We start from the raw sequence: 22,738 nt of genomic DNA, 5'->3' as shown, positions 1-22,738 counted from the left end.
ACGTAGGTCCGGAACGGCCCGTCGACCATCGCGCCGGCGCGGTCGTCGCGCAGGCCGCCGACGGCCTGCGCGATGCCGCCGCCCTGGCTGCCGCCGGCGACGACGATCCGGTCGGGGTCGATCCCGTCGAGGCCCTTGGCGACGTCGACCGCGCGGTAGGCGTCGGTGAAGACGCGGCGGTAGTAGTAGTGCTCGGGGTCTTCGAGGCCCTGGGTCATCCAGCCCTTGTTGGTGGGTCCGGTGGTGCCGTAGGGGTCGCCGGTGTCGCCGGGCTGCCAGTTGCCGAAGCCCTGGCCGCGGGTGTCCATGACGAGGTGGGCCCAGCCGGCGGCGGGGTACGTGGTGTGGGACCACGCGTAGGAGCGGCCGCCGGAGTAGCCGATGAACTCGACGACGCAGGGCAGGGGCCCTTCGATGTTCTTGGGCTTGACCAGCCAGGCCTTGATGGGGTGGCCGCCCCAGCCGGCGAAGACCACATCGGTGACGTCGAGGGTCACCAGGTCGGTCGCGAACGGTTCGAGCCGGACGTCGAGGTCGTGGGCGGCCGCGTCGGTGAGCGTGGACTTCCAGAACTCGTCGAAGTCGGCCGGTTCGGGCACGTCGGGGCGGTATTCGCGGAGCTGTTCAAGGGGAAGGTCGAAAAGAGCCATGGGGAGTTTGTAGCACGACTAAACGAACTACGCAATCGCAACCGCTTGCCCTGAGACCGGGCGGGGTGCGGGAGCCCGCTGGTCCCGCTCCGCACCACCCGTCAGACGGGGCCGGGGAGGCATCGCCGGTCCCGTTGCTTTCTATTTCCGGCCAAAGTCTTGCAAACGCTGTCCGATCGGGCTTACCGTCTTATATCGAGACACGTCAATACGTCGATCTTGGCAATCGATCGACGCCGTGCCTCCCACTCATGAAAGGACCTCGTCAATGTCGACGATCACCAGACGGGCCCTCGGGCTCGTGACGGCGACGGTGCTGGCCACCGTCTCCCTCGCCTCCTTCAGCCCGGCGCAGGCCCACGAACTCCGCACGGGCGACTCCCGGAACGCCGCCCAGGTGCAAGTCCAGCAGACCGGCCTCCAGGGCTACGCGACCATGAACGGCGGCACGACCGGCGGCGCCGGCGGCCCCACCACCACCGTCACCACGGCCTCGGCGTTCGTCTCGGCCGTGTCTAGCAGCAGCGCCAAGATCGTCCGCGTCAGCGGCACGATCGCCTTGTCCGGCATGGTCAACGTCGGATCGAACACCTCCATCATCGGCAACTCGGGCGCGACCTTCACCGGCGGCGGGCTCAACTTCGACTCCGACCGCAACGTCATCGTCCAGAACATGCGGTTCAACAACTGGTCCGACGACGCCATCAACGTCCAGGACGCCTCCACGAACCTCTGGTTCGACAACAACACCTTCGGCACCGGCTACGACGGCGCGCTCGACATCAAGCGCGGCTCGGACTACATCACGGTGTCCTGGAACCGCTTCAACGGCACCGACAAGACCATGCTCCTCGGCCACTCCGACGACAACGGCAGCCAGGACATCGGCCACCTGCGGGTGAGCTACCACCACAACTGGTTCAACGGCACCAACCAGCGCACGCCGCGCGTGCGCTTCGGGTCCACGGTGCACGTCTACAGCAACTACTACGTCAACATCGGCGCGTACTGCGTCGCCACCACGATGAACGCGGGCGTCCTGTTCGAGGGGAACTACCTCGAGAACGCGAACGACGCCGTCCACATCGGCGAGGGCGACTCAGATCCCGGCCGGATCCTCTCCCGCAACAACCACCTGGTGAACACCAGCACCCCGGCGTCGAGCGGATCGGTCGCGGGCGTCCCCTACGGCTACTCGCTCGACACGCCCTCGAACGTCAAGTCGATCGTGACCGCGAGCGCGGGCGCGGCCTGACGGGCGGCAGCTGAACACGGAGGCGGCCCCGGTCCTCGGATCGGGGCCGCCTTGTTCGCGTCTAGGCCCAGGGGAGGCCGAGTTCGCTGAAGAGCTTGCCCTGCTTGGCGGCGTCCTCGACGGCCTTGTCGGCGCCCTTGAGGATGGTCACCGGGTCGTCGCCGACGCGTTCGAGGTGCTCGGCGTCGACGAGGCGCGGGATCGGGTCGTTGAGGACGCGTTCGAGGACGCCGGTGAAGGTCTTCGCACGGCGGAGGCCGGAGATGAGGCCGACGCCCTTGTTGCGGTGGGCGAGCAGGTTGTCGAGGAGGTCGGTGCGGCCGTAGTGCTTCGGCTCGGACTCGCCGGGGAGGAGGAGGCGGTCGGTCGGGTACTCGAACCAGGCCTCGCCCTCGGTGCCGCGCACGTACACGTCGCCTTCGAGCTTCTTGTCGCCGCAGAGGGTCACGGCGACGGTGATCGCGACGCCGTTCTTGTTCGTGGCGCGCCAGACGGCGGTGTCGTCGACTTCGATGTTCTCGCGGGTGCGCAGGCGCTCGAGTTCGATGGCACCGTCGAGGGGCCAGTCCCCGGCGAGCGCGATGGCCTCCTGGGAGGCGTGCGCGAAGGGGTTGGCGAGCGCGCCGTCGGCGATGAGGGTGCCGTTGGCCTCTCGCTTTCCGGCCCAAGGGGAGCGGCGGTAGTAGGAGTCGGGTCGGCGCCAGGAGCCGGCGACGGCGACGGACTCGACCTCGCCGAGCCGCCCGGCTTCGATGGCGTCGCGGAGGGCGTTGAACGCGTGGGAGCCGAGGGCCTGGAAGCCGACTTGGACGTTGCGGCCGGTCTCGGTCATGACGTCGTAGAGGTCGGCGTATTCGGCGAGGTTGGCGACGGGCGGCTTCTCGAGGTAGACGTCGGCGCCGTGGCGCATCGCGGCGCTGGCGATGGGCAGGTGGGTGGGGGGCGGGGTGGCGATGATGACGACGTCGGGGTCGGTGGCGTCGAGCATGGCGCGGTAGTCGTCGAAGACGGGGAGGTCGCCGACGGGGATGTCGGCGTCCTCGTAGATCTCGGCGGTGTCGCAGAGGGCGACGAAGTCGAGTTCGCCGCTGCGGCGGCGGGGCTCGAGGTTGTGGCGGTGGTGCAGGCCGTATCCGTTGGCGCCGACGAGGGCGATGCGGGGCGTGCGGGTCTCGGTCACAGGTGCTCCAGGGTGGTGGCGACGCCGTGCCGGTCGAGTTCGCGCAGCCATTTTGCGGCGGCCCGGCGTAGCTGGTGGTTGTCGGCGACGGTTTCGGGGACGATCTGGTGGAGACCGAGGATAGCGTCAATGCGGGCGGCGGGGTTGGCCCCGGCGGCCGCGAGGCTCTGGCGGATGGCGTCCTTGAGCGGGTCGTCGAGCGGCAGTTCGGTGCCGTTGTCGCTCTTGCCGGCGCAGAAGCGGGTCCAGGCGGCGAGCGGGAGCGCGATCAGGTCGAGGTCCACGTGTGCCTCGGCGAGGTCGGCGATGGTGGCGAAGAGCCGCTGCGGGAGTTTCTGGGAGCCGTCCATGGCGATCTGGAGGCACCGGTGCCGGATGCCGGGGTTGGCGAAGCGCTCGAGGACGTTCTCGCCGTAGGCGATGGTGTCCTGCCCGTCGGGCGGGGTGAGGCTGGGCGCGATCTGCTCGGCGATGAGCCAGCGGGCGAACGCCTCGGCGCCGGGGAGGGCGAGGGATTCGGTGATCGTCTCGACGTCGGCGAGGGCGCCGAGGTAGGCGAGGGTGGAGTGGACGCCGTTGAGGGTGCGGAGTTTCAAGCGCTCCCAGCCGGCGACGTCGTGGGTGTAGGTGGCGTCCCAGGCGGGGCGGGGCCCGGCGAAGTCGTCTTCGATGACCCATTGGGTGAACGGTTCGGCTTCGACGGCGGCGAGGTCGGTGACCCCGAGTTCGCTTAGGGCGCGTTCGTAGGTGGCCTGGGTGGAGGCGGGGACGATCCGGTCGACCATGGAGGACGGGAAGGTGACGTTCGCCTCGACCCAGGCGCGGGTGGCACCGTTTTTGGAGGCGCTGTCGAGGAGGGGTTCGACGGCGGCCCTGGTGGTCTTGCCGTTGTCGGGCAGGTTGTCGCAGCACAGGACGGTGAGGGGCGGGCCGCCTCGGGCGGCGCGCTTGGCGAGTCCGGCGGCGAGGAGGCCGGGGACGCCCTGGGCGTCGCGGTAGGCCTTCTCGGTGACGGTGAGGGTGACGACGTGGGTGGTCTCGGCGGCGACGAGGTCGATGGCGCGGTCGCGTTCGGAGGCGATGTGGACGGTGTCCACGATCGAGCCGATGACGCGCATCGAAGCGCCCTCAGGGCCGAGGGTGGCGACGGAGAAGAGGCCGTCCTGTTCGGCGAGGGCGTCGATGACGCCGCGCGAGTTCGGCGCGGCGACGGTGATGCCCCAGTCGGTGTCGTCGGTGTAGACGGCCTGGTGGGCGCGGTGGAAGGCGCCCGCGCCGAGGTGGAGGACGCCGGCGGTCTGGGGGCGGTCCCCGGGGACGCGCACGTCCCCGGGGAGCCGCTTCAAGACCGAATTGCTTAGGCGTTCCATGCGGGCCCGTTCGGGAACGAGAACTCGGCGATGGACTCGTCCTTGAGCGTCACGGAGTATCCGGGCTGGGTGGGCAGCCGGTAGCGGCCGTCCACCACGGTGACCGGGTCGGTGTAGTGCTCGTGCAGGTGGTCGACGTACTCGATCATGCGGCCCTCCAGGGTCTTCCCCACTCGAAGGTATTCGAACATGCCGAGGTGCTGCACGTATTCGCAGAGGCCCACGCCGCCGGAGTGGGGGCAGACGTCGACGCCGTGCTTGGCGGCCATGAGGAGGGTGGCGAGGACTTCGGGGATGCCGGCGACGCGGCAGGCGTCGATCTGGCAGACCTGGATGGCCTCGGCCTGGAGGAGCTGCTTGAAGATGACGCGGTTGGCGGCGACCTCGCCGGTGGCGACGCGGATGGGGGCGACGGCCTTGGCGATCTTGGCGTGGCCGAGGATGTCGTCGGGGTGGGTGGGCTCCTCGATCCAGTACGGGTCGAAGGCGGCGAGCTGCCGCATGTTGGCGATGGCCTCGGGGACGGACCAGATCTGGTTGGCGTCCATCATGAGCTTGCGGTCGGGGCCGAGGACGTCGCGGATGATGCCGGCGCGGCGCACGTCGTCGGCGACGTCGGGCGAGCCGACTTTCATCTTGGCGGCGGTCCAGCCTTCGGCGACGGCCTGTTCGGTGAGGGCGCGGACCTTGTCGTCGGAGTAGCCGAGCCAGCCGACGGAGGTGGTGTACGCGGGGAAGCCGTCGTTCTGGAGGACCTTGAGGCGGTCCTCGTAGCCGTTGCGGCCTTCGTCGAGGATCGCTTCGGCCTCGGCGGGGGTGAGCTCGTCCTCGATGTGCCGGTAGTCGATCTGGGCGGCGAGTTCGGCGGAGTCCATCTCGGCGAGGAGCTGCCACATGGGCTTGCCTTCGAGCTTGGCGCGGAGGTCCCACACGGCGTTGACGATGGCGCCGACGGCCATGTGGGTGGCGCCCTTCTCGGGGCCGAGCCAGCGGATCTGCGGTTCCTGGATGATCGAGCGGGAGAACTCGACCGGATTGGCGAAGATCGCTTCGACGGTCTTGCCGACGACGAGGTGGGCGAAGGCCTTGACGGCGGCGGCGACGATCTCGGTGCCGCGGCCGCCGGTGAAGGTGAAGCCGGTGCCGGTGGGGCCGCCGTCGGTGAACAGCTCGACGTAGCACGCCGAGTAGTCGGCGCGGTTGATCGAGTCGGAGCCGTCGCCGGCGGTCGCGGTCGGGAACCGCACGTCGTGGACTTCGAGTCGTTCGATGCGGGTCACTTAGCTGTCCAATCCGTAGATCTTGCGGGGCTGGTGGTAGGCGAGGTCGATCGCGACCTCGGCGGCTTCCTGCTCGGTCATGCGGTGCTCGGCGACGAGGCGCGCCAGGTAGGCGGCGTCGATGCGGCGGGCCACGTCGTGGCGGGCGGGGATCGAGCAGAACGCGCGGGTGTCGTCCACGAACCCGGCGGTGTTGTAGAACCCGGCGGTCTCGTGCACGGCTTCTCTGAAGCGGCGCATGCCTTCCGGGGAGTCGAGGAACCACCAGGGCGCGCCGAGGAACACCGCCGAGTAGCCGCCGGCGAGCGGGGCGAGCTCGCGGCTGAACACGGTCTCGTCCAACGTGTACAGGACGATGCGGAAGCGCGGGTGGTTGCCGAACGCGTCCAGGAGCGGTTTGAGCGCGCGCGTGTACTCGGTGGCGTGCGGGATGTCGCCGCCCACGTCGCGGCCCCAGCCTTCGTAGAGCCACTGGTTGTGGTTGCGGTTGGCGCCCGGGTGGAGCTGCATGACCAGGCCGTCCTCGACGCTCATGCGCGCGAACTCGGTGAGCATGAGCGCCGGGAAGCGCAGGATCTCGGTCTCTGCCGCCTCGCCCTTGAGGGCCTTGGCGTAGATCTCGGCGGCGGCCTTCGGGTCGTCTTCCGTTGCGGCCGTGAGGTTGCCGTGGTCGGTGCAGGTCGCTCCGGCGGCGATGAAGTCCTGGCGGCGCCGGCGGAGCGCGGCGAGGAAGCCGTCGAAGGTGGACGTGTCCTCGCCGGTGATCTCGGCCAGGCGCTCGACGCGCTCGAGCCAGCCGGGCCAGCCGGGTTCGACCATGTTGTCCGGGCGGAACGTGGTGACGACCTTGCCGCCCTTGCCGCCCCACGTGCGGCCGCCGGTGGCGGGCATCGCGGCCAGCGCGGCGTGCGGCTCCAGCGAGTCCACCGGGGACTCGGTGGTGGCGAGCACTTCGATGTTGAAGCGGTCGAACAGGGCCCGGGGCCGGTAGGCCGGTTCGGCGAGGCGCGCGGAGAGGTGGTCGTAGAACTCGTCGGCGGTGTCGGGGCCGAGCTCCTTGTAGATCCCGAAGACCTCCGCGAAGGTGTAGTCGAGCCACATCTTCGAAGGGGTGCCGCGGAAGAGGCGGTAGTGCTCGGCGAAGCGGCGCCAGATCGCGCGTCCGTCGACTTCGGACGGTTCGTCGTCGACGGAGGGGACGCCCATCTCGCCGGGGGTCACGCCCTGGCTGTAGAGCATCCGGGTCAGGTAGTGGTCGGGGACGACGAAGAGGCGGGCGGGGTCGGGGAACGGCCGGTTCTCCGACATCAGGCGGGGGTCGACGTGCCCGTGGGGGCTGACCAGCGGCAGGTCCGCGGTGCGCTGGTGGAGTTCCCTGGCGATGGCGCGCGTGCGCTCGTCGGCTGGGAACAGCCGGTCGGGGTGCAGAGTCATTGAGGTGTCCTACTTCAGGAGGTCGGCGACGTCGACCGGCTGGCCGGTGGCGATGGAGGCGTTCGCGGCGAGGCCGGCGGCGAGGGCGTTCACGCCGTCCTGCGCGTTCGCGGAGCGGTCGTGCGGGTCGGTGTCGCCGTCGAAGAGGACGCCGAGCATCCGCACGTCGCCGCCGCCGTGCCCGGCGCGCTGGTAGTCGCCGAGGTCGATCTTGGCGGGCTTGGTCCAGAAGGGGTGGAGGGTCAGCTCGTACCAGCCCTCTTCGGGGGATGCGTCCGTGCCGTGCAGGCTGGCGCCGTTGGGGCCCTTGAGGGCCGGGTTGACGTGGTCGTTCTCGACGACGAGGAGTTCCAGGCGGCCCTGGGTGCCGTTGAAGTGCACCCGGTAGCCCTCCCAAGGGGAGTAGGCGGTGAGCCGGTAGGAGAGCGTGACGCCGGAGTCGTAGTCGACGAGGGCCATCATGTCGTCGTAGATGGTGATGCCGGGGGCGAACACGGACTGGTCGCGGATGTAGCCGTCCTCGTCCTCCGCGTCGAGGTACATCTCCTTGAGGCCAGGGTTGTCGGCCATGTGGAGCGCGAAGGGGTCGTCCGAGGCGAGCGCGGAGCCGTGGACGCGGGCGTAGCCGCGGTCGTGGCCGGTGCGCTTGCCGTTCTCGCCGTAGAACGCGAGCTTGCCTTTCGCGAAGGCGCGCACGGGGGCCGCGTCGAGCCACCAGTTGACGAGGTCGAAGTGGTGGCCGGACTTGTGGACGAGGAGGCCGCCGGAGTTCTCGGACTCGCGGTGCCAGCGGCGGAAGTAGTCGGCGCCGTGGCGGGTGTCGAGCAGCCAGTCGAAGCCGACGGAGGTGATCTCTCCGATCGCGCCGTCGCGCAGGAGCTCGGCGACCTTCTCGTGCAGCGGATTGTAGCGGTAGTTGAAGGTGACGTGGACCGTGCCCTTCGACCGCGCCTCGGCTGCGAGGATCGCGGCGGCGTGCTCACCGGTGGTCGTCAGCGGCTTCTCGCAGATGACGTCCTTGTCGGCGGCGAGCGCGGCGAGGATGTACTCGTGATGGGTGGCGTCGACCGAGGTGACGATGACGGTGTCCGGGTCGGTCTCGGCGAGGAGCTTGTCGAAGTCGGCCGCGGCGTACGCGGCGGGGGCGGGCAGGCCCGCCGCCTCGATGGCTTCGCGGTGGCGGGCGATGCGCTTGGGGTTGGTGTCCGCGAGGGCGACGAGGCGGGCTTTGTCACTCCGCTCGGTGATGGCCTTGCGGTACATCGTGGCGCGTGAGCCGGTCCCCACGAGGGCATAGCGATGCGGCGTGCCAGGCATGTGACTCCTTCGTCGGCGAGTTTTGGTAAACGCTATCGGAGAAACTTGCCGCAATCAAGAGCCGGGTCTCGCTGGGCTTACTTCGGCGTGGCTTTCGTGAAGGGCGGCTTGACGACTCGAATTGGCAACCGGCGGCCACGCACATCGAGCTCAAGCTCGGCGCCCGGCTTGTACGACGCGTCGAGCAGGGCCAGCGCGACGCCCTTCTTCAGCGTCGGCGCGTGCGTGCCCGATGTGGTCTCCCCCACTGTGTCGTCGCCGTCCATCACGGCCATGTGCGCGCGCGGCACCCCCTTGCCGGTGGCCTCCAGGCCCCACAGCCGCCGCTTCGGGCCCGCGGCGCGCTCGGCCTCGAGCGCCTCCTTGCCCCAGAACTCCGGCTTGTCCCAGCCGATCGCCCAGTTCAGGCGCGCCTGCACCGGCGTGATCTCCAGGCTCAGGTCCTGGCCGTGCAGCGGGTAACCCATCTCCAGGCGCAGCGTGTCGCGCGCGCCGAGCCCGCACGGGACCGCGCCCGCCACGAGGATCCCGTCCCACAGGTCCACGGCCGCCTCGTTCGGCACCACCAGCTCGAAACCGGTCTCGCCCGTGTAGCCCGAGCGGCAGACGATCACGTCCGCGGTGTCCACCAGGTGCTCGCGGAAGGTCATGTACTCGTGGTCGTGCGGCAGGCCCAGGTACTCGAGGATCCGCGGCGACTCCGGGCCCTGCACCGCGATCACCGCGAACCCGCGGTGTACGTTCCGCACCTCGATCCCCTCGGGGGCGGCCTCGGTCAGGCGGCGCGCGACCTCGGCGGTGTTGGCGGCGTTGGGGATCAGGAAGACCTCGTCGTCCGAGAACCGGTACGCGATGAGGTCGTCGACCACGCCCCCGCTCTCGTCCAGGCACAGCGTGTACTGCGCCCCGCCCGGCCCGATCCGGTCGAGGTCGTTGGCCAGGCAGCGGTTCACGAACGCCGCCGCGCCCGGCCCGGTGACCCAGACCTTGCCGAGGTGCGAGACGTCGAACGCGCCCACGCCGGTGCGCACCGCCTGGTGCTCGGCGAGGACCCCGCTCGCGTACTGGAGCGGCATGTTCCAACCCGCGAACTCGGCGAACTTCGCGCCGTGGACCAGGTGGCGTTCGTGCAGGGGCGAGGTGAGCAGTGTCTCCGACATGGCACAGAGACTATCTCCCCCGTCTCAGTGATTAGGATCGGAGCATTTGGTCCCCAGAACAGCTAAGGATGGATCGTGACAGCTCTGATCTCCGCCTCCGGCGACATCGCCACGGCTGACGCCGAAGTGCTCGTCGTCGGCGTCTTCTCCGGCGAGGACGCCCCCGCGCTCCCCGAGAGCCTCGCGGGCGTCGACGCCGCCTTCGGCGGACGCCTCGCCGAGCAGTTGGCGGTCCTCGGCAACACCGGCGGGGCCTCCTCCCTCACCCGCCTCCCCGCCCCCGCGGGCCTCGCCGCCAAGCTCGTCTACGCCGTGGGCCTCGGCGACGCCGACGACCTCGACGACGAGACCCTCCGCCGCGCCGCCGGCACCGCCGTCCGCGCCGCCTTCGGCAAGGCCAGCGCGGCCATCGCGTTCGAAGGCGACCCCGAGGCCACCGCCGTCGGCGCCGCCCTCGCCGCCTACCGGTTCGAGGGGTACAAGACCGACGGCAACGGCGACGACGCCCCCGCCGAGATCCGCGTCTACGGCGCGAACGAGACCGCCGTCACCAAGGCGACCGTGCTCGCCGAGAGCGTCGCTCTCGTCAAGGACTGGGCCGACGCCCCCGCCAACCTCCTGCGCCCGCCCACGTTCGCGATCGAGATCGAGCAGGCCGCCGCCGCGGCCGGCCTCGAGGTCGAGATCCTGAACGCCGAAGCACTCTCCGAAGGCGGTTACGGCGGCGTCCTCGCCGTCGGCGGCGGCTCCTCCGCCGAACCGCGCCTCGTGCGCCTCTCCTACCGGCCCGAGGGAGCGACCAAGCACGTCGCGCTCGTCGGCAAGGGCATCACCTTCGACTCCGGCGGCATCAACATCAAGCCCGGCGCCGGCATGTGGGACATGAAGGGCGACATGGCCGGAGCCGCGGCCGTCGTCGGCGCGACCCTCGCCGCCGCGAAGCTCGGCCTGAACGTCAACGTGACGTGCACGGTGGCGCTGGCCGAGAACATGCTCTCCGGCTCCTCGTTCCGCCCGTCCGATGTGATCACCATCCGCAACGGCATGACCGTGGAGGTGCTCAACACCGACGCCGAGGGGCGGCTCGTGCTCGCGGACGCGATCTCGCGCGCCCTCGAGGACGAGCCCGACGCGCTCTACGATGTGGCGACGCTCACCGGCGGGCAGCTCATCGCCCTCGGCCGGCGCACCATGGGCCTCATGGGGACCGACTCGGAGACCGAGCGGCTGCGCCGCCTCGGCGAGGTCACCGGCGAGCACGGCTGGCCGATGCCGTTCCCCGAGGACATCGTGAAGCTCATGGAGTCCCCGATCGCGGACGTCTCGCAGTGCGCGACCGGCCTGAAGCGCGACGGGCACATGGTCCAGGGCGGGATCTTCCTGTCCAAGTTCGTGCCCGAGGAGCTGCCGTGGGCGCACCTCGACATCGCGGGCCCGGCCGACTCGGACTCGACGTACGGGTACATCGCGAAGGGCGCCACCGGCTTCCCGGTGCGCACGCTCGTGGCGCTGCTCGAGGAGTTCGCCGCGGAGTAATCAAGTGGTGTGAGCGAGGGCCCGGCGAATGCCGGGCCCTTTCGCGTCCGTTCGCCCTCACCACCAAGTGGCGGGACGGTGCGGTGAATATTGCGCAATCGTTGTCTTTCCGGGGGCGGAAACCGCTAGGAACGGCGCTGCTGCTCGAGCTTGCGGCGGGCGTCGTAATCGCGCTTACGCTGCGGATATCCGGTCTTCGCGACCTCGTACACGGGGGTGTTGTACTTGCGGCCCAGGGCGAACGCGCCCGCCGGGCCGTCGACGCGGCGTCGCGTCCACTCGCCGTCGTGCGCGATGAGCATGACCGTCGTCTCGGTGACGGTGGTCTTCGGCTCGAGGTAGGCCTCGACGCCGACCCGCGTCTTGATGAAGTCGATGAGATGCCGCTGGTCAGCGTTGTCAGAGGCTCGGTCCAGCGTTCCCTTGCCCTGTTTCTTCTTGCGTCCGAACAAGCCCACGGCCTAATCCTCCAGCACCACTCGAGGCGTGATTTCCAAGCGTACACATGCGCTAGGACACCTGTGTCCAGCCGCACACGAAGGGGACTTTCCGAATGCTCACAGCAAGCGGTTGAATGGTGTTGCACACTCCAACCACCGGGTCTGGACGATCACGAGTCGCCGCCGGTGGAAGGATGGGCTCCGAACCTAAGCATCGTTAAGTGGGGAGAGCAATGAGCGACCCGAACGCAGGATACGACGTCGTCATCCTGGGCGGCGGCAGCGGCGGCTACGCCGCGGCCTTCCGGGCGGCCGAGCTGGGGCTGTCGGTGGCCCTGATCGAGAAGGACAAGGTCGGCGGCACCTGTCTGCACCGCGGCTGCATCCCCACCAAGGCGCTGCTCCACGCCGGCGAGGTCGCCGACACCGCCCGCGAGTCCGAGCAGTTCGGCATCCTGGCCGAGTTCAAGGGCGTCGACATGCCGGCGGTCAAGAAGTACAAGGACGACGTCGTCTCGAAGCTGTACAAGGGCCTCCAGGGCCTGGTCAAGGCCCACAAGGTCGAGTTCATCCAGGGCACCGGCAAGCTCGTCGGCCCGAACACGATCGAGGTCGACAACGGCCAGACCGTCACCGGCAAGAACATCATCCTCGCCACCGGCTCGTACTCCAAGACCCTTCCGGGCCTTGAGATCGACGGCGAGAAGATCATCGCCTCCGAGCACGCGCTCGAGCTCACCGAGCTGCCGAACAAGGCCATCGTCATCGGCGGCGGCGTCATCGGCGTCGAATTCGCCTCCGCCTGGAAGTCCCTGGGCGTCGAGGTCGAGATCATCGAAGGCCTCCCCCGCCTCATCGCGGCCGAGGACGCCGACTCGTCGAAGCAGCTCGAGCGGGCGTTCCGCAAGCGCGGCATCAAGTTCCACACCGGCAAGTTCTTCGAGAAGGTCGAGAAGACCGCCACCGGCGTGCAGGTCACGATCCAGGGCGGCACCGTCGTCGAGGGCGACATCGTGCTCGTGGCCGTCGGCCGCGGCCCGGTCACCGCGAACATCGGCTACGAGGAGCAGGGCATCACGCTCGACCGCGGCTTCGTCCCGGTGAACGAGCACCTGCAGACCAGCGTCCCCGGCGTCTACGCCGTCGGCGACATCGTCCCCGGCATCCAGCTCGCGCACCGCGGCTTCCTGCAGGGCATCTTCGTGGCCGAGCACATCGCCGGCCTCAACCCGAACCCGATCGACGAGACCGGCATCCCGCGCGTCACCTTCACCGAGCCCGAGGTGGCCTCCATGGGCCTCAACGAGGACAAGGCGAAGGAGAAGTACGGGGCCGACAAGATCAAGTCGGTCAACTACAACCTCGCGGGCAACGGCAAGTCGAACATCCTCAAGACCCAGGGCTTCATCAAGCTCGTGGCGGTCGAGGACGGCCCGATCGTCGGCGTCCACATGGTCGGCGCGCGCATCTCCGAGCAGATCGGCGAAGCCGAGCTGATCTACAACTGGGAGGCCTACGCGACGGACGTCGCCAACCTCATCCACATGCACCCCACCCAGAACGAGGCGATCGGCGAAGCGGCGATGCTGCTGGCCGGCAAGCCGCTGCACGCCCACGACTAATCCACAACCGCAGGAGTTGAACGAACGATGCCGACATCGGTAACGATGCCCGCTCTCGGTGAGTCGGTCACCGAGGGGACTGTCACCCAGTGGCTCAAGAAGGAAGGCGACACCGTCGAGGTCGACGAGCCGCTGCTCGAAGTGTCGACCGACAAGGTCGACACCGAGGTGCCTTCGCCGGTCGCCGGTGTGCTGCTGAAGATCGTGGTCCCCGAGGACACGGATGTCGAGGTCGGCGGCGAGCTGGCGATCATCGGCGACCCGTCCGAGGCCTCCGGGGACGCCCCGGCCGCCCCGGCCCCGGCCCAGGAGCCGCTGCCCGAGCCCGAGCCCGAGGCGAAGACCGAGGCCCCGGCCCCGGCCCCCGCCGCTGAAGCCCCCGCCGCCCCCGCTCCGGGTGCCGTGGAGGGGACCGAGGTCGTGCTCCCCGAACTGGGCGAGTCGGTCACCGAAGGCACCGTGACGTCGTGGCTCAAGGCCGTCGGCGACACCGTCGAGGTGGACGAGCCGCTGCTGGAGATCTCGACCGACAAGGTCGACACTGAGATCCCGTCCCCCGCCGCGGGGACGCTGCTGGAGATCCGGGTCGCCGAGGACGAGACCACCGAGGTCGGTTCCGTGCTGGCGATCATCGGCTCCGGTTCCGCCGCGCCCGCCGCGGCGCCGACCCCCGCCGAGCCGACCCCGGCTGTGAAGTCCGAGCCGGCCTCGGCGACGCCTGCGAGCCGTCAATCAGCTCAGTCCGCTCCGGCGAAGGCCGAGTCCACGCCGACCGCTCCGGCCCCGGCCGCGCCCGAGGTCGCCCAGGCCCCGGTCACGGCTCCGGCCGCTCCCGCCGCGTCGAAGCCGTCCGGCTCCTACGTGACGCCGCTGGTGCGCAAGCTCGCCTCCGAGAACGGCGTTGACCTCTCCGAGGTCACCGGTTCCGGTGTGGGCGGACGCATCCGCAAGGAGGACGTGCAGGCCGTCATCGACGCGAAGAAGGCCCCGGAGCCCGCTCCGGCCGCCGCCGCGCCGGCGAAGGCCGCCCCGGCCCCGGCCGAGGTGAGCCCGCTGCGCGGCCGCACCGAGAAGATGAGCCGCCTGCGTCAGGCCGCCGCCAAGGCGCTCCTGAACTCGATGCAGTCCACGGCGCAGCTCACGACGGTGCGCGAAGTGGACGTCACGAAGGTGGCGAAGCTCCGCGCGGCCAAGAAGGACGAGTTCCTCGCCCGCCACGGCGTGAAGCTCTCCTTCCTGCCGTTCTTCTCGATCGCCGCGATCGAGGCGCTGCAGCAGTACCCGGTCGTCAACGCCTCCATGAACATGGAGGAGAAGACGATCACCTACCCCGAGGCCGAGCACGTGGGCTTCGCGGTGGACACGCCGAAGGGCCTCATCGTCCCGGTCGTCAAGAACGCCGGCGACCTGAACATCCCGGGCCTGGCCAAGCGGATCGCCGAGATCGCCAAGAAGGCCCGCGACGGCGGCCTGGCGCCCGACGACCTGTTCGGCGCCACCTTCACCATCACCAACACCGGTTCGGTGGGCGCGCTGTTCGACACGCCGATCGTCCCGCTCGGGCAGTCCGCGATCCTCGGCACCGCCGCGATCGTCAAGCGCCCCCGCGTGATCAACGACCCGGAACTGGGCGAGGTCATCGCGGTGCGCTCGGTCATGCACCTGACGCTGAGCTACGACCACCGCCTCATCGACGGCGCCGACGCGGCCCGTTACCTCGAAGCGGTGACGAAGCGCATCGAAGAGGGCAACTTCGAACACCACCCGGGCCTGTCCGGGGGCCCCGCCGCCCCGGCGGGGCCGCCGCTCACCCCCCCCCGCCCCCCCTTCCGTATGCAAGTGCCACACTCCTGCAGGTGCAGGCGGCCTCAACAAGGCGCGACTCCTACCCGTAACCGGCAAAGCGTGTCCTCGTTGTTCCTACAACCCACCTTTTGTGACCCCACGCGGAAGTTAGGAACTCGAATGTCGATCGAGTACAACGAACTCCTCGCCATGCTGATGGAGACCCGCCCCGAATTCGCGACCGAACTGTACAACTGGACCGACGGCCCCGACCTTCCCGACTACGACGCCATCACCGTCTCCCGCAGGACCATCACCCTCCCCGACAGCCTCCGCGTCTGCGTCGCGGCCTCCTACTCCAAATCGGGCGAACGGGTCGTCGCGCTCCTGTTCGACGCCGTCCTCGCACCCGACCCCGTGCAGGCCGAATCGTGGCTGCGGTTCATGACCGAGGCGCAGCGGGCGCTGAGCTGCATGGTCGCGCTCGTCGTCCTGTGCCGCGACGCGCAGACCGCGAAATGGGCCCTCACGTACAGCGCCGTCGGCGACATCGGCTGCTATGTACTGCCGGTGGTCATTCCCTCCTTGCTCGCGAACGCCTAGAATGGAACCCGGCCCTCGCCGCCGTCCCCACCACGGCAGCGGGGGCCGCTCGCCTTCCCGCGGCTCGCCGCGTCACCGCAGAACCTCATGGGACGCTTGCGAACGGGGGCGCCTTCCCGCCGCGCGATGCGAAGACCGACCCCGGATCCGCCCCAGCGCACGCCTAAACCCGTTGCGACGCAGCCCCTCCCCGTCCACACTCTTCCCATGTCCCGATTCGGACCCACGGTCCCCTACGACGCCACCGCCGTCCGCGCCACCTGGTCGACCCTCCCGCCGTACGTCCAGCAGCGCATCATCGCCGAACTCGGCGGCGAGCCCGCCGACATCCGCATGGCCGGCGGCGGCTTCAGCGGCGGCTTCGCCGCCCGCGTCCGCGCCGAATCCGGGGCCGAGCTCTTCGTCAAGGCCGCCGGCCGGGACAAGTCCTGGGCGCTCGACGCCTACCGGCAGGAAGCGCGCGTCAACACCGCACTCCCCCAAGGCGTCCCGGCCCCGCGCCTCGAATTCGCCGCCGACTTCGAGGACTGGACCGTGCTCGGCTTCGAAGCCGTCGACGGCCGCGCCCCGACCCTCCCGATGAGCCCCCGCGACCTCGACCTCATGCTCGACGCCTGGGCGCAGGCGGCCGCCGCCCTGACTCCGGCCCCGCAGGCGCTGCTCGACCTCGGCGTGAGCGCCCTCCCCATCGCCGATGACCTCCGGCTCTTCTCCCGTATCGCCGCCGGTGAAGCGGACCCGTTCCCGGTCCCGCCCGCGCTGCAGAATCGCATCGATGAACTCGCCGAAATCGAGAGCGGCATCGACGAGGCCATGGCCGCCGACTCGGTCATGCACTTCGACCTGCGCCCGGACAACATGATCGTCGGCGCCGACCGGGCCTGGATCTGCGACTGGAACTGGGTCCAGGTCCACGCGACCTGGTTCGACACCGCGTGCTTCCTCGTCGCGGCCCACGGCGACGGCCATGACGCGGACGCCCTCTTCTGGGCCCACCCGACCGCCGCAGGCGTCACGCCGGACCAGCTCGACACCGGACTGGCCGCGATCACCGGCTACTACCTGGCCCGGTCCGCCGAACCCCCGATCCCGGACGTCTCCCCGCACCTCCGCGCCCACCAGCGCTGGAGCGGCCTCGCCGCGGCCGACTGGCTCGCCCAGCGCCGAGGGTGGACGTGACGGACTCCGGGCGCACGTTCCGCGGCGCCGAACCGCTCGACTACGCCGACACCGCGATCCGGCCCTCATACGCGTCGCTGCCCGCGTCGGTGCGCGCCCGCATCGCGGTCGAACTCGGCGGCGAACCGGTCGCCGTCACCGTCGCGGGCGGCGGCTTCACGACGGGTTTCGCGGGCCGCGTCCGGTCCGCGTCGGGGGCCGAGCTGTTCGTCAAGGCGGCCGGGGCGCACCCGCCGGAGGTCCACGGCCTCTACCGGGACGAAGGCCGCATGACGGCCGCTCTGCCGCCCGAAGTGCCGGCCCCCGCCGTCCGTTTCCACGCCGACGTCGACGACTGGACGGTCACGGGATTCGAAGCGCTCCAAGGCGAGCCGTTCAGACTCCCCATGCGGCCGGAAGCGCTCGACCTCATGCTCAGCGCTTGGGCGGTGGCCGCGGCGGCCCTCGATCCGCCCCCGCCGGAACTCGTCGCGGCGGGCATCCGCCCGAAGACCGCGGAGAACCTCCGCGTCTTCCAGAAGATCGCGAACGGCGAGAAGGCGCCGATCGCACTGCCGCCCAAGCTGGAACGCCGATCGGTGGACCTCGCGGCCATCGAGTCCGGCATCGACCGGATCTTCGTCACCGACCAGGTGACCCACGGCGACCTGCGGCCGGACAACTTCGTCCTCGGTCGCGACCGCGCCTGGATCTGCGACTGGTCGAAGCCGAGGTACACGCCGCCTTGGGTCGACACCGTGAACGTGCTGATCGTCGCCAACGGCGACGGCCATGACGCGGATCGGCGCTTCTGGACTCATCCGACCGCCGAAGGCGTCACCGGCGACGAACTCGACACCGTGCTCGCGGCGATCACCGGCGCGCTGCTCGACGGCTGGGACGACGCCCCGAGGGCGATCGTCTCCCCCGCGATCCACGTCCACATGCGCTGGGCCGCATCTGCGGCGGCCGACTGGCTCGCGCAGCGGCGCGGCTGGGTCTAGTCCTCGTCGAAGAGCTCTGCCGCGTTCGCGATGAACGGGGCCTTGAACAGCCAGGACTCCACGAGCGCGTCGTCGGTGCAGGAGGCCACCCGCGCCCGCTCGTCCTCGCTCACCCGCACGCCGTTCCCGTCGAGGAACGCCAGGACCGCCCTCACCAGCCTCGCCCGCGTCTCGACGCGGACCGTTTCACGACCCGCGGCGTGGGCTTCGACGCGGCGCTCCAGTGGGAGGTTCCTCATGGCATCACGTTAGGCGGCAACGGGACGAAGGCCGGGCATCCCGATCCCGTGTCGCCTGTCGAGTTCGCGACACTCCACAAGATCATCGTTCCATTATTCAAGAAACAGCTCCCACATTCTAGGCAGCGCTCGATAAGGTCTCCCCATGGCGAAAGAGACTGCGACCTACATCCACGGCCACCACGAGTCGGTCCTGCGTTCCCACGCTTGGCGTACGGCGGAGAACTCGGCGGCATACCTGCTGGCGGAACTGCGACCGGACAGCACGATCCTCGACATCGGCTGCGGCCCGGGCACCATCTCGGCCGACTTCGCCGCGCTCGTACCGGACGGCCACGTCACGGCCGTGGACTACGCGCCGGCCATCGTGGACCAGGCCGCGAAGGAGGCCGAGTCCCGCCGCCTGGCGAACATGACCTTCGGGGTAGCGGACGTGCACGAGCTGCAGTACGGGGACGGCACTTTCGATGTGGTGCACGCACACCAGATGCTCCAGCATGTGGGCGACCCCGTCCAGGCCTTGAGAGAGATGCGACGGGTGACCAAGCCGGGTGGCGTCGTCGCGGTGCGCGACAGCGACTACCGGGCGTTCACCTGGTTCCCCGCGTCCCAGGGCCTGGCGAACTGGCTGGACCTGTACGAGGAGGTCGCGAGGGCCGGCGGCGGCGAACCGGACGCGGGCCGCCACCTCAAAGCATGGGCGCTGCGAGCCGGCTTCAAAGAGACCTCGGTCAAGGCCACCTCGACGACCTGGACGTTCAGCAATGAGCAGGAACGCGACTGGTGGGGCGGACTCTGGGCCGACCGGGCGCTGCACTCGGACTTCGCGAAGCAGGCCGTCGCGGGCGGTTACGCGGCCCAAGCCGACCTGGAGGCCATCTCCGAGGCATGGAAGGCCTGGGCCAGGAATCCGGAGAGCTGGCTGATGATCCCCCACGGAGAAATCCTGGCGAGAGTCTGACCTCATCAAACCCTTGGGGCGGAAGGCTTTTACCTTCCGCCCCGAAGTCTGTTCGGAACCCCGCCCAGCGCTGGCGAGCAAAACTGTCAGTGCCTGTCTCTACACTTTCCGCAACGTGGCGATCTCGCCCGACACAACTGCACAACAACTGGAGGCACCGATGTCCGCACCCGAACTCGAGCACCTCGCCGATTCCATAACCGCACTCGCCGGCGCCCGCAAGCGCATCCCACTCAACCACCTGCTCCGCGAGACCGCGCTCAACATCCTCATCCTCGCCCGCATCGCCTCGAACCGCCTGGACGACCGGCTCCGCCGCGAGGACATCGAATCGGCAGCGGACCACCTGGTGGCCCAGCTCCGCCACGCCGCCTGGGAACTCCCGGCCCCACCCGAGATCGCGCCGCCCTCACCGCCCGACCCCGCACCGCCACCGGCACTGCCTCCGGCGCGCTGACCTGATGCGGCCGCGGCTCACTTCGCGCTGTTGAGGCGGGTCGCGGCCGTCCACTGCAGCAGCCACTCGGGCACCTGCAGCTCAGTCGGGAAGCCGCCCGCGAGCTTCTCCAGCTCGTCGTGCTCGACCGATCCCCCGGACTTCTTGAGGAACCGGGTCCGCACGAAGGCCTGGGCGTACACGGTGCTCCCGACGCAGAAGGTCTGCTCGATGTACCCCCACCGCTCGTCGAACCCGAGCACGCGGGTCCGCAGCTCGAACAACTGCCACGGCCGCAACGACTTCCGGTACGTGATCGTCTGCCCGGCCACGACCGGGTACCAGCCCTGCGCCTTCATCTTCGACCAGAACCCGGACCGCATCATCAGATCGATCCGTCCGACGTCCATGATCGTCAGATACCGGCCGTTGGTCATGTGCCCCAACGGATCAAGGTCCGTCGGCACGACCCGGAAAGGAGTCTCGGCCGTATCCCACAACGCCAGCGGACCCCGCCGGCGCAGTCGCAGCAACAGCATGAGCAGCCGAAAGTAGAGGTTCATCAAGCACCACCGAAGTCAGACCGGCATCGTTACCCGCCAACAAAGTTACCCGAGAGTAGCATAAGTTTCACCGCGTTCCGCGGCGTGGAAGGCATCGAGCACGCGTGCATGTCCCCCACGACGGCCGCGGGTGCGCACCGCTCCGGAGAAAAGCTCGGCTCGCAGCCTGTTGCAGCCGTTACGATCCGAAGATGATCGAGCTCACGGACCACTTCAGCGGCGACGCGGCGGCCACCTACGACCAGAGTTCCGCCGAGATGTTCGCACCGGAAAAGGTCGACCCCGTCGTCGACGTCCTGGCCGACCTCGCCGGCAACGGCCGCGCCCTCGAGTTCGCCTCCGGCACCGGCAGAATCGCCCTCCCCCTCGCCGCCCGAGGCGTCCCGGTCAGCGGCATCGACCTCTCACCCGACATGACCGCGCAACTCCGCGCCAAACCCGGCGGCCAGGACATCGCCATCACCATCGGCGACATCACCTCCACCCGCGCCGAGGGCACCTTCAGCGTGGTCTACCTCGTCTTCAACACGATCGGCAACCTCACCTCCCAGGACGCCCAAGTCGCCTGCTTCGAGAACGCCGCCGCCCACCTCGAACCCGGCGGCTGCTTCGTCATCGAAACCGGCATCCCCAGACTCCGCGAACTCCCGCCCGGCCAAGAAGCCGTCCCCTACGCGATCGGCCCCCGCCGCTTCGCCTTCGACCGCTACGACTGCGCCACCCAGCAGATGAGCTCCAACTACATCACCCTCAACGACGACGGCACCGCCCGCCAGAAGTCCATCCCCTTCCGCTACACCTGGCCCGCCGAACTCGACCTCATGGCTCGCATCGCCGGCATGACCCTCCGCACCCGCTGGCAGGACTGGCACGCCACCCCCTTCACCCACGAAAGCAGAACCCACATCTCAACCTGGCAAAAACCCGCCTAGCTCCCGCCGACCGGCCAACCTACGAAGGCTCCGTTCTCTTCGTAGACGAGGGCGATCCCGACCGACTCGATGAGGCTGCGAAGATCCGGCTCCGGCGCTTCAGGAAGCAAGATTGCCAACAACGGCGACGGTTCGATCGAACGGCGGTAGTCGAAGAGCTGCCCGATCGCCATCCTCACCGAGTTTCGATCGGCCTTGCCCTTCGCCTCATACAGGACATTCGCGGTGTCATCGAACAGGTCTGTCTGGAAGCCCCGCCGATGACCGCGAGGGCTGACGAACCACCGCTTGGCGACGTGTTGCCTCTTGGCCAGGAATTCTTCAAAACGGTCAACAAGCGCGCCTTCACGGCGTTCGATCTTCATTTCGGAAGTCGCCCTGCGAATGAATTCGCCCGCTGAATTCTTTTCAAGCTCGATCAGCTTGCTTGATGCTTCGTCGATTGGATCAAGCAGAGGCCCCGGGTGAGTCTCCGTGTAGGTCGTTTCGATGGTCACCGGCATGTAGTCGATCGGCGGCTTCGCGATAGCCCCCACTGGCCGTAGCCGGAAGACGTAGACGTCGCGCTCGCCATCGCTGCCATGGTCAGCGCGCAGGAAGTACGGCCTGGTCTTGTCGACCGCAAACTTGCCGACATACTGGTGGCGTCTTTGTTTGCGACCTTCGACTTCACCAACCGCCCAGAAAAGCAGCAGGTCTCGTCCTTCAGCGCGATGGTTGAGGATTGCGCTGTTCCCATCGCTAAGCTTCTGCGTGCCCTGAGACCGTTGACCTTCACCGCTGTAATACGCAAGTGCTCCAAGCTCGTCCTCTTCGGCATCCAAGCTGTCGTGGTAACCGTGCCCCCTGCCTTTCGAGGGGTCTGCGTACAGGAGGACATACGGGCCCTTCGATGCGCGGGCGATTCCCCTCATACGGCGGCCGCCGAAGATGGCTTCCAGATCGTCGCGGGTGTAGATGCCGCCGAGCTGCAGATGCTGGTCCTCATCCATCGGATGTTGCTACCTCCTTGGGGCCCTTCATAAGCGGAGAGGCCAGTCTAGTTCCGTGGAGCGCTCGCCGGGGTCCGGAAGCGCGAGGTCGATTTTTGGCCAGCGGGGGTGGGGGTGGGGCGGGTTGAGTTGGGGCTCTCGGTTCAGTTGGAGGGCGTCATGCATGTTGAAGCGGATCTGAAGGTGTTGTACTTCGGAACGCCGGTGGTGTTGATCAGCAGCCGGAACGGGGATGGGTCGGCGAATGTGGCGCCGATGTCTTCGGCGTGGTGGTTGGGGCAGTCGGCGATGTTGGGCATGGGGAATCGGTCGAAGACGACGGAGAACCTGTTGCGGGAGCGGGAGTGCGTGGTCAATCTGGTGCCGTCGGCGCTGGTGGATGCGGTGGACCTGCTGGCGCCGTTGACGGGGCGGGATCCGGTGCCGGATACGAAGGTCGCCAAGGGGTACCGGTTCGAGGCGGACAAGTTCGCCGCCGCCGGGTTGACGCCGCAGCGGTCCGAGGTGGTCGGGGCGCCGCGGGTGGCGGAGTGTCCGATTCAGTTGGAGTGCGCGGTGGAGCGGGCGCATGACTTCTCGGGCACGGCCACGGCGTTCGAGGTGCGGGTGGTGCGGGCGCATATCGAGGAGGGGCTGCTGGTGCCAGGGACGGACTATGTGGACCCGGTGGGTTGGGACCCGCTGATCATGAAGTTCTGCGAGTACTTCGGGGGCGCGGAGAACCTGCGGCCGTCGACGCTGGCGGAGGCCTGGCGGATGCCGCATCAAGGGCTCCGTAAGGAGGAGACTCCGATCAGTTGACCGGGCGTCGCGAGGCTGGC

General features: G+C 69.1%; 21 protein-coding genes. 10 read left to right on the top strand and 11 right to left on the bottom strand.

All coding sequences use genetic code 11. The annotated features are described in order from the left end of the window. Positions 1–650: acetylxylan esterase (locus O2L01_RS20390; RefSeq protein ID WP_270123878.1), on the bottom strand; the 650-nt coding region annotated here is incomplete at its 3' end. Positions 651–918: 268 nt separating this feature from the next. Between O2L01_RS20390 and O2L01_RS20385 the strand changes: the two genes are divergently transcribed. Continuing rightward, a complete protein-coding gene (locus O2L01_RS20385; protein ID WP_270123877.1) occupies positions 919–1,905 on the top strand; it encodes a pectate lyase family protein in 987 nt (328 codons plus the stop codon). Between the two features lie 61 nt (positions 1,906–1,966). Here O2L01_RS20385 and O2L01_RS20380 read toward each other — a convergent pair whose 3' ends face one another. The 6 genes from O2L01_RS20380 to gcvT form a co-directional block, all read right to left on the bottom strand. Further along, a complete protein-coding gene (locus O2L01_RS20380; protein WP_270123876.1) occupies positions 1,967–3,085 on the bottom strand; it encodes a Gfo/Idh/MocA family protein in 1,119 nt (372 codons plus the stop codon). Beyond that, complete coding sequence (locus O2L01_RS20375; RefSeq protein ID WP_270123875.1) at positions 3,082–4,431, bottom strand: mannitol dehydrogenase family protein; 1,350 nt, start codon at positions 4,429–4,431, stop codon at positions 3,082–3,084. The genes O2L01_RS20380 and O2L01_RS20375 overlap by 4 nt, the downstream gene beginning before the upstream one ends. Before the next feature lie 11 nt (positions 4,432–4,442). After that, on the bottom strand, positions 4,443–5,735 hold the full coding sequence (locus O2L01_RS20370; RefSeq protein ID WP_270123874.1) for an enolase C-terminal domain-like protein: 1,293 nt from the start codon (positions 5,733–5,735) through the stop codon (positions 4,443–4,445). Next, positions 5,736–7,169, bottom strand: a complete 1,434-nt coding sequence (gene uxaC / locus O2L01_RS20365; RefSeq protein WP_270123873.1) for a glucuronate isomerase — start codon at positions 7,167–7,169, stop codon at positions 5,736–5,738. 9 nt (positions 7,170–7,178) lie between these two features. Further along, complete coding sequence (locus tag O2L01_RS20360) at positions 7,179–8,486, bottom strand: Gfo/Idh/MocA family protein (RefSeq protein WP_270123872.1); 1,308 nt, start codon at positions 8,484–8,486, stop codon at positions 7,179–7,181. 77 nt (positions 8,487–8,563) lie between these two features. Beyond that, a complete protein-coding gene (gene gcvT, locus O2L01_RS20355) occupies positions 8,564–9,646 on the bottom strand; it encodes a glycine cleavage system aminomethyltransferase GcvT (protein ID WP_270123871.1) in 1,083 nt (360 codons plus the stop codon). Positions 9,647–9,721: 75 nt separating this feature from the next. Between gcvT and O2L01_RS20350 the strand changes: the two genes are divergently transcribed. Then, positions 9,722–11,182 (top strand): leucyl aminopeptidase, encoded by a 1,461-nt coding sequence (locus O2L01_RS20350; RefSeq protein ID WP_270123870.1) that lies wholly within the window; start codon positions 9,722–9,724, stop codon positions 11,180–11,182. A 125-nt stretch (positions 11,183–11,307) separates the two neighbouring features. Here O2L01_RS20350 and O2L01_RS20345 read toward each other — a convergent pair whose 3' ends face one another. Beyond that, positions 11,308–11,640, bottom strand: coding sequence for an oxidoreductase (locus O2L01_RS20345; protein WP_270123869.1), 333 nt, complete (start codon positions 11,638–11,640; stop codon positions 11,308–11,310). A gap of 215 nt (positions 11,641–11,855) precedes the next feature. On the opposite strand from O2L01_RS20345, the gene lpdA reads away from it, so the two are divergent. From lpdA to O2L01_RS20325, 4 genes are all read left to right on the top strand, one after another. Beyond that, positions 11,856–13,244: a dihydrolipoyl dehydrogenase gene (gene lpdA / locus O2L01_RS20340; RefSeq protein ID WP_270123868.1), complete on the top strand. Its 1,389-nt coding sequence runs from the start codon at positions 11,856–11,858 to the stop codon at positions 13,242–13,244. A 27-nt stretch (positions 13,245–13,271) separates the two neighbouring features. Beyond that, the gene (sucB, locus tag O2L01_RS20335; protein WP_270123867.1) at positions 13,272–15,632 is read left to right on the top strand and encodes a 2-oxoglutarate dehydrogenase, E2 component, dihydrolipoamide succinyltransferase; all 2,361 of its coding nucleotides are present in this window, start codon (positions 13,272–13,274) and stop codon (positions 15,630–15,632) included. Positions 15,633–15,839: 207 nt separating this feature from the next. Then, complete coding sequence (locus tag O2L01_RS20330; protein WP_270123866.1) at positions 15,840–16,811, top strand: phosphotransferase; 972 nt, start codon at positions 15,840–15,842, stop codon at positions 16,809–16,811. Continuing rightward, positions 16,808–17,794 carry a phosphotransferase gene (locus tag O2L01_RS20325; RefSeq protein ID WP_270123865.1) on the top strand — a complete coding sequence of 329 codons (987 nt, stop codon included), beginning with the start codon at positions 16,808–16,810 and terminating at the stop codon, positions 17,792–17,794. Before O2L01_RS20330 ends, O2L01_RS20325 begins: the two co-directional genes overlap by 4 nt. Here the strand turns inward: O2L01_RS20325 and O2L01_RS20320 are convergent. Then, on the bottom strand, positions 17,791–18,033 hold the full coding sequence (locus tag O2L01_RS20320; RefSeq protein WP_270123864.1) for a hypothetical protein: 243 nt from the start codon (positions 18,031–18,033) through the stop codon (positions 17,791–17,793). The genes O2L01_RS20325 and O2L01_RS20320 overlap by 4 nt on opposite strands. A 145-nt stretch (positions 18,034–18,178) precedes the next feature. Between O2L01_RS20320 and O2L01_RS20315 the strand changes: the two genes are divergently transcribed. Next, positions 18,179–18,994, top strand: a complete 816-nt coding sequence (locus tag O2L01_RS20315) for a class I SAM-dependent methyltransferase (RefSeq protein WP_270123863.1) — start codon at positions 18,179–18,181, stop codon at positions 18,992–18,994. Between the two features lie 160 nt (positions 18,995–19,154). Then, positions 19,155–19,451 carry a hypothetical protein gene (locus tag O2L01_RS20310; RefSeq protein ID WP_270123862.1) on the top strand — a complete coding sequence of 99 codons (297 nt, stop codon included), beginning with the start codon at positions 19,155–19,157 and terminating at the stop codon, positions 19,449–19,451. Positions 19,452–19,468: 17 nt separating this feature from the next. On the opposite strand, the gene O2L01_RS20305 is transcribed toward O2L01_RS20310, so the two are convergent. Continuing rightward, the gene (locus O2L01_RS20305) at positions 19,469–19,993 is read right to left on the bottom strand and encodes an acyl-CoA thioesterase (RefSeq protein WP_270123861.1); all 525 of its coding nucleotides are present in this window, start codon (positions 19,991–19,993) and stop codon (positions 19,469–19,471) included. A 191-nt stretch (positions 19,994–20,184) separates the two neighbouring features. Here O2L01_RS20305 and O2L01_RS20300 point away from each other — a divergent pair, with 191 nt between their 5' ends. Then, complete coding sequence (locus O2L01_RS20300) at positions 20,185–20,925, top strand: class I SAM-dependent DNA methyltransferase (protein ID WP_270123860.1); 741 nt, start codon at positions 20,185–20,187, stop codon at positions 20,923–20,925. On the opposite strand, the gene O2L01_RS20295 is transcribed toward O2L01_RS20300, so the two are convergent. Continuing rightward, positions 20,922–21,917 (bottom strand): hypothetical protein, encoded by a 996-nt coding sequence (locus O2L01_RS20295; protein WP_270123859.1) that lies wholly within the window; start codon positions 21,915–21,917, stop codon positions 20,922–20,924. The genes O2L01_RS20300 and O2L01_RS20295 overlap by 4 nt on opposite strands. Before the next feature lie 159 nt (positions 21,918–22,076). Here O2L01_RS20295 and O2L01_RS20290 point away from each other — a divergent pair, with 159 nt between their 5' ends. After that, positions 22,077–22,718 (top strand): flavin reductase family protein, encoded by a 642-nt coding sequence (locus O2L01_RS20290; protein ID WP_270123858.1) that lies wholly within the window; start codon positions 22,077–22,079, stop codon positions 22,716–22,718. Positions 22,719–22,738 lie beyond the last annotated feature (20 nt).

The organism is Glycomyces lechevalierae, assembly GCF_027622945.1.
In the GTDB taxonomy this organism is placed as follows: domain Bacteria; phylum Actinomycetota; class Actinomycetes; order Mycobacteriales; family Micromonosporaceae; genus Glycomyces; species Glycomyces rutgersensis.
Note: the sequence above shows the minus strand (reverse complement) of the source record. Positions and strands in the feature narration are given on the sequence as shown.

Bases quoted from the DNA above. Each gene is read 5' to 3' on its own strand.
- O2L01_RS20300 (WP_270123860.1), top strand. From the start codon at position 20,185: ATGATCGAGCTCACGGACCACTTCAGCGGCGACGCGGCGGCCACCTAC.
- O2L01_RS20315 (WP_270123863.1), top strand. From the start codon at position 18,179: ATGGCGAAAGAGACTGCGACCTACATCCACGGCCACCACGAGTCGGTC.
- O2L01_RS20295 (WP_270123859.1), bottom strand. From the start codon at position 21,917: ATGGATGAGGACCAGCATCTGCAGCTCGGCGGCATCTACACCCGCGAC.
- O2L01_RS20310 (WP_270123862.1), top strand. From the start codon at position 19,155: ATGTCCGCACCCGAACTCGAGCACCTCGCCGATTCCATAACCGCACTC.
- lpdA (WP_270123868.1), top strand. From the start codon at position 11,856: ATGAGCGACCCGAACGCAGGATACGACGTCGTCATCCTGGGCGGCGGC.
- O2L01_RS20305 (WP_270123861.1), bottom strand. From the start codon at position 19,993: ATGAACCTCTACTTTCGGCTGCTCATGCTGTTGCTGCGACTGCGCCGG.
- O2L01_RS20330 (WP_270123866.1), top strand. From the start codon at position 15,840: ATGTCCCGATTCGGACCCACGGTCCCCTACGACGCCACCGCCGTCCGC.
- O2L01_RS20290 (WP_270123858.1), top strand. From the start codon at position 22,077: ATGCATGTTGAAGCGGATCTGAAGGTGTTGTACTTCGGAACGCCGGTG.
- O2L01_RS20360 (WP_270123872.1), bottom strand. From the start codon at position 8,486: ATGCCTGGCACGCCGCATCGCTATGCCCTCGTGGGGACCGGCTCACGC.
- sucB (WP_270123867.1), top strand. From the start codon at position 13,272: ATGCCGACATCGGTAACGATGCCCGCTCTCGGTGAGTCGGTCACCGAG.
- O2L01_RS20385 (WP_270123877.1), top strand. From the start codon at position 919: ATGTCGACGATCACCAGACGGGCCCTCGGGCTCGTGACGGCGACGGTG.
- gcvT (WP_270123871.1), bottom strand. From the start codon at position 9,646: ATGTCGGAGACACTGCTCACCTCGCCCCTGCACGAACGCCACCTGGTC.
- uxaC (WP_270123873.1), bottom strand. From the start codon at position 7,169: ATGACTCTGCACCCCGACCGGCTGTTCCCAGCCGACGAGCGCACGCGC.
- O2L01_RS20320 (WP_270123864.1), bottom strand. From the start codon at position 18,033: ATGAGGAACCTCCCACTGGAGCGCCGCGTCGAAGCCCACGCCGCGGGT.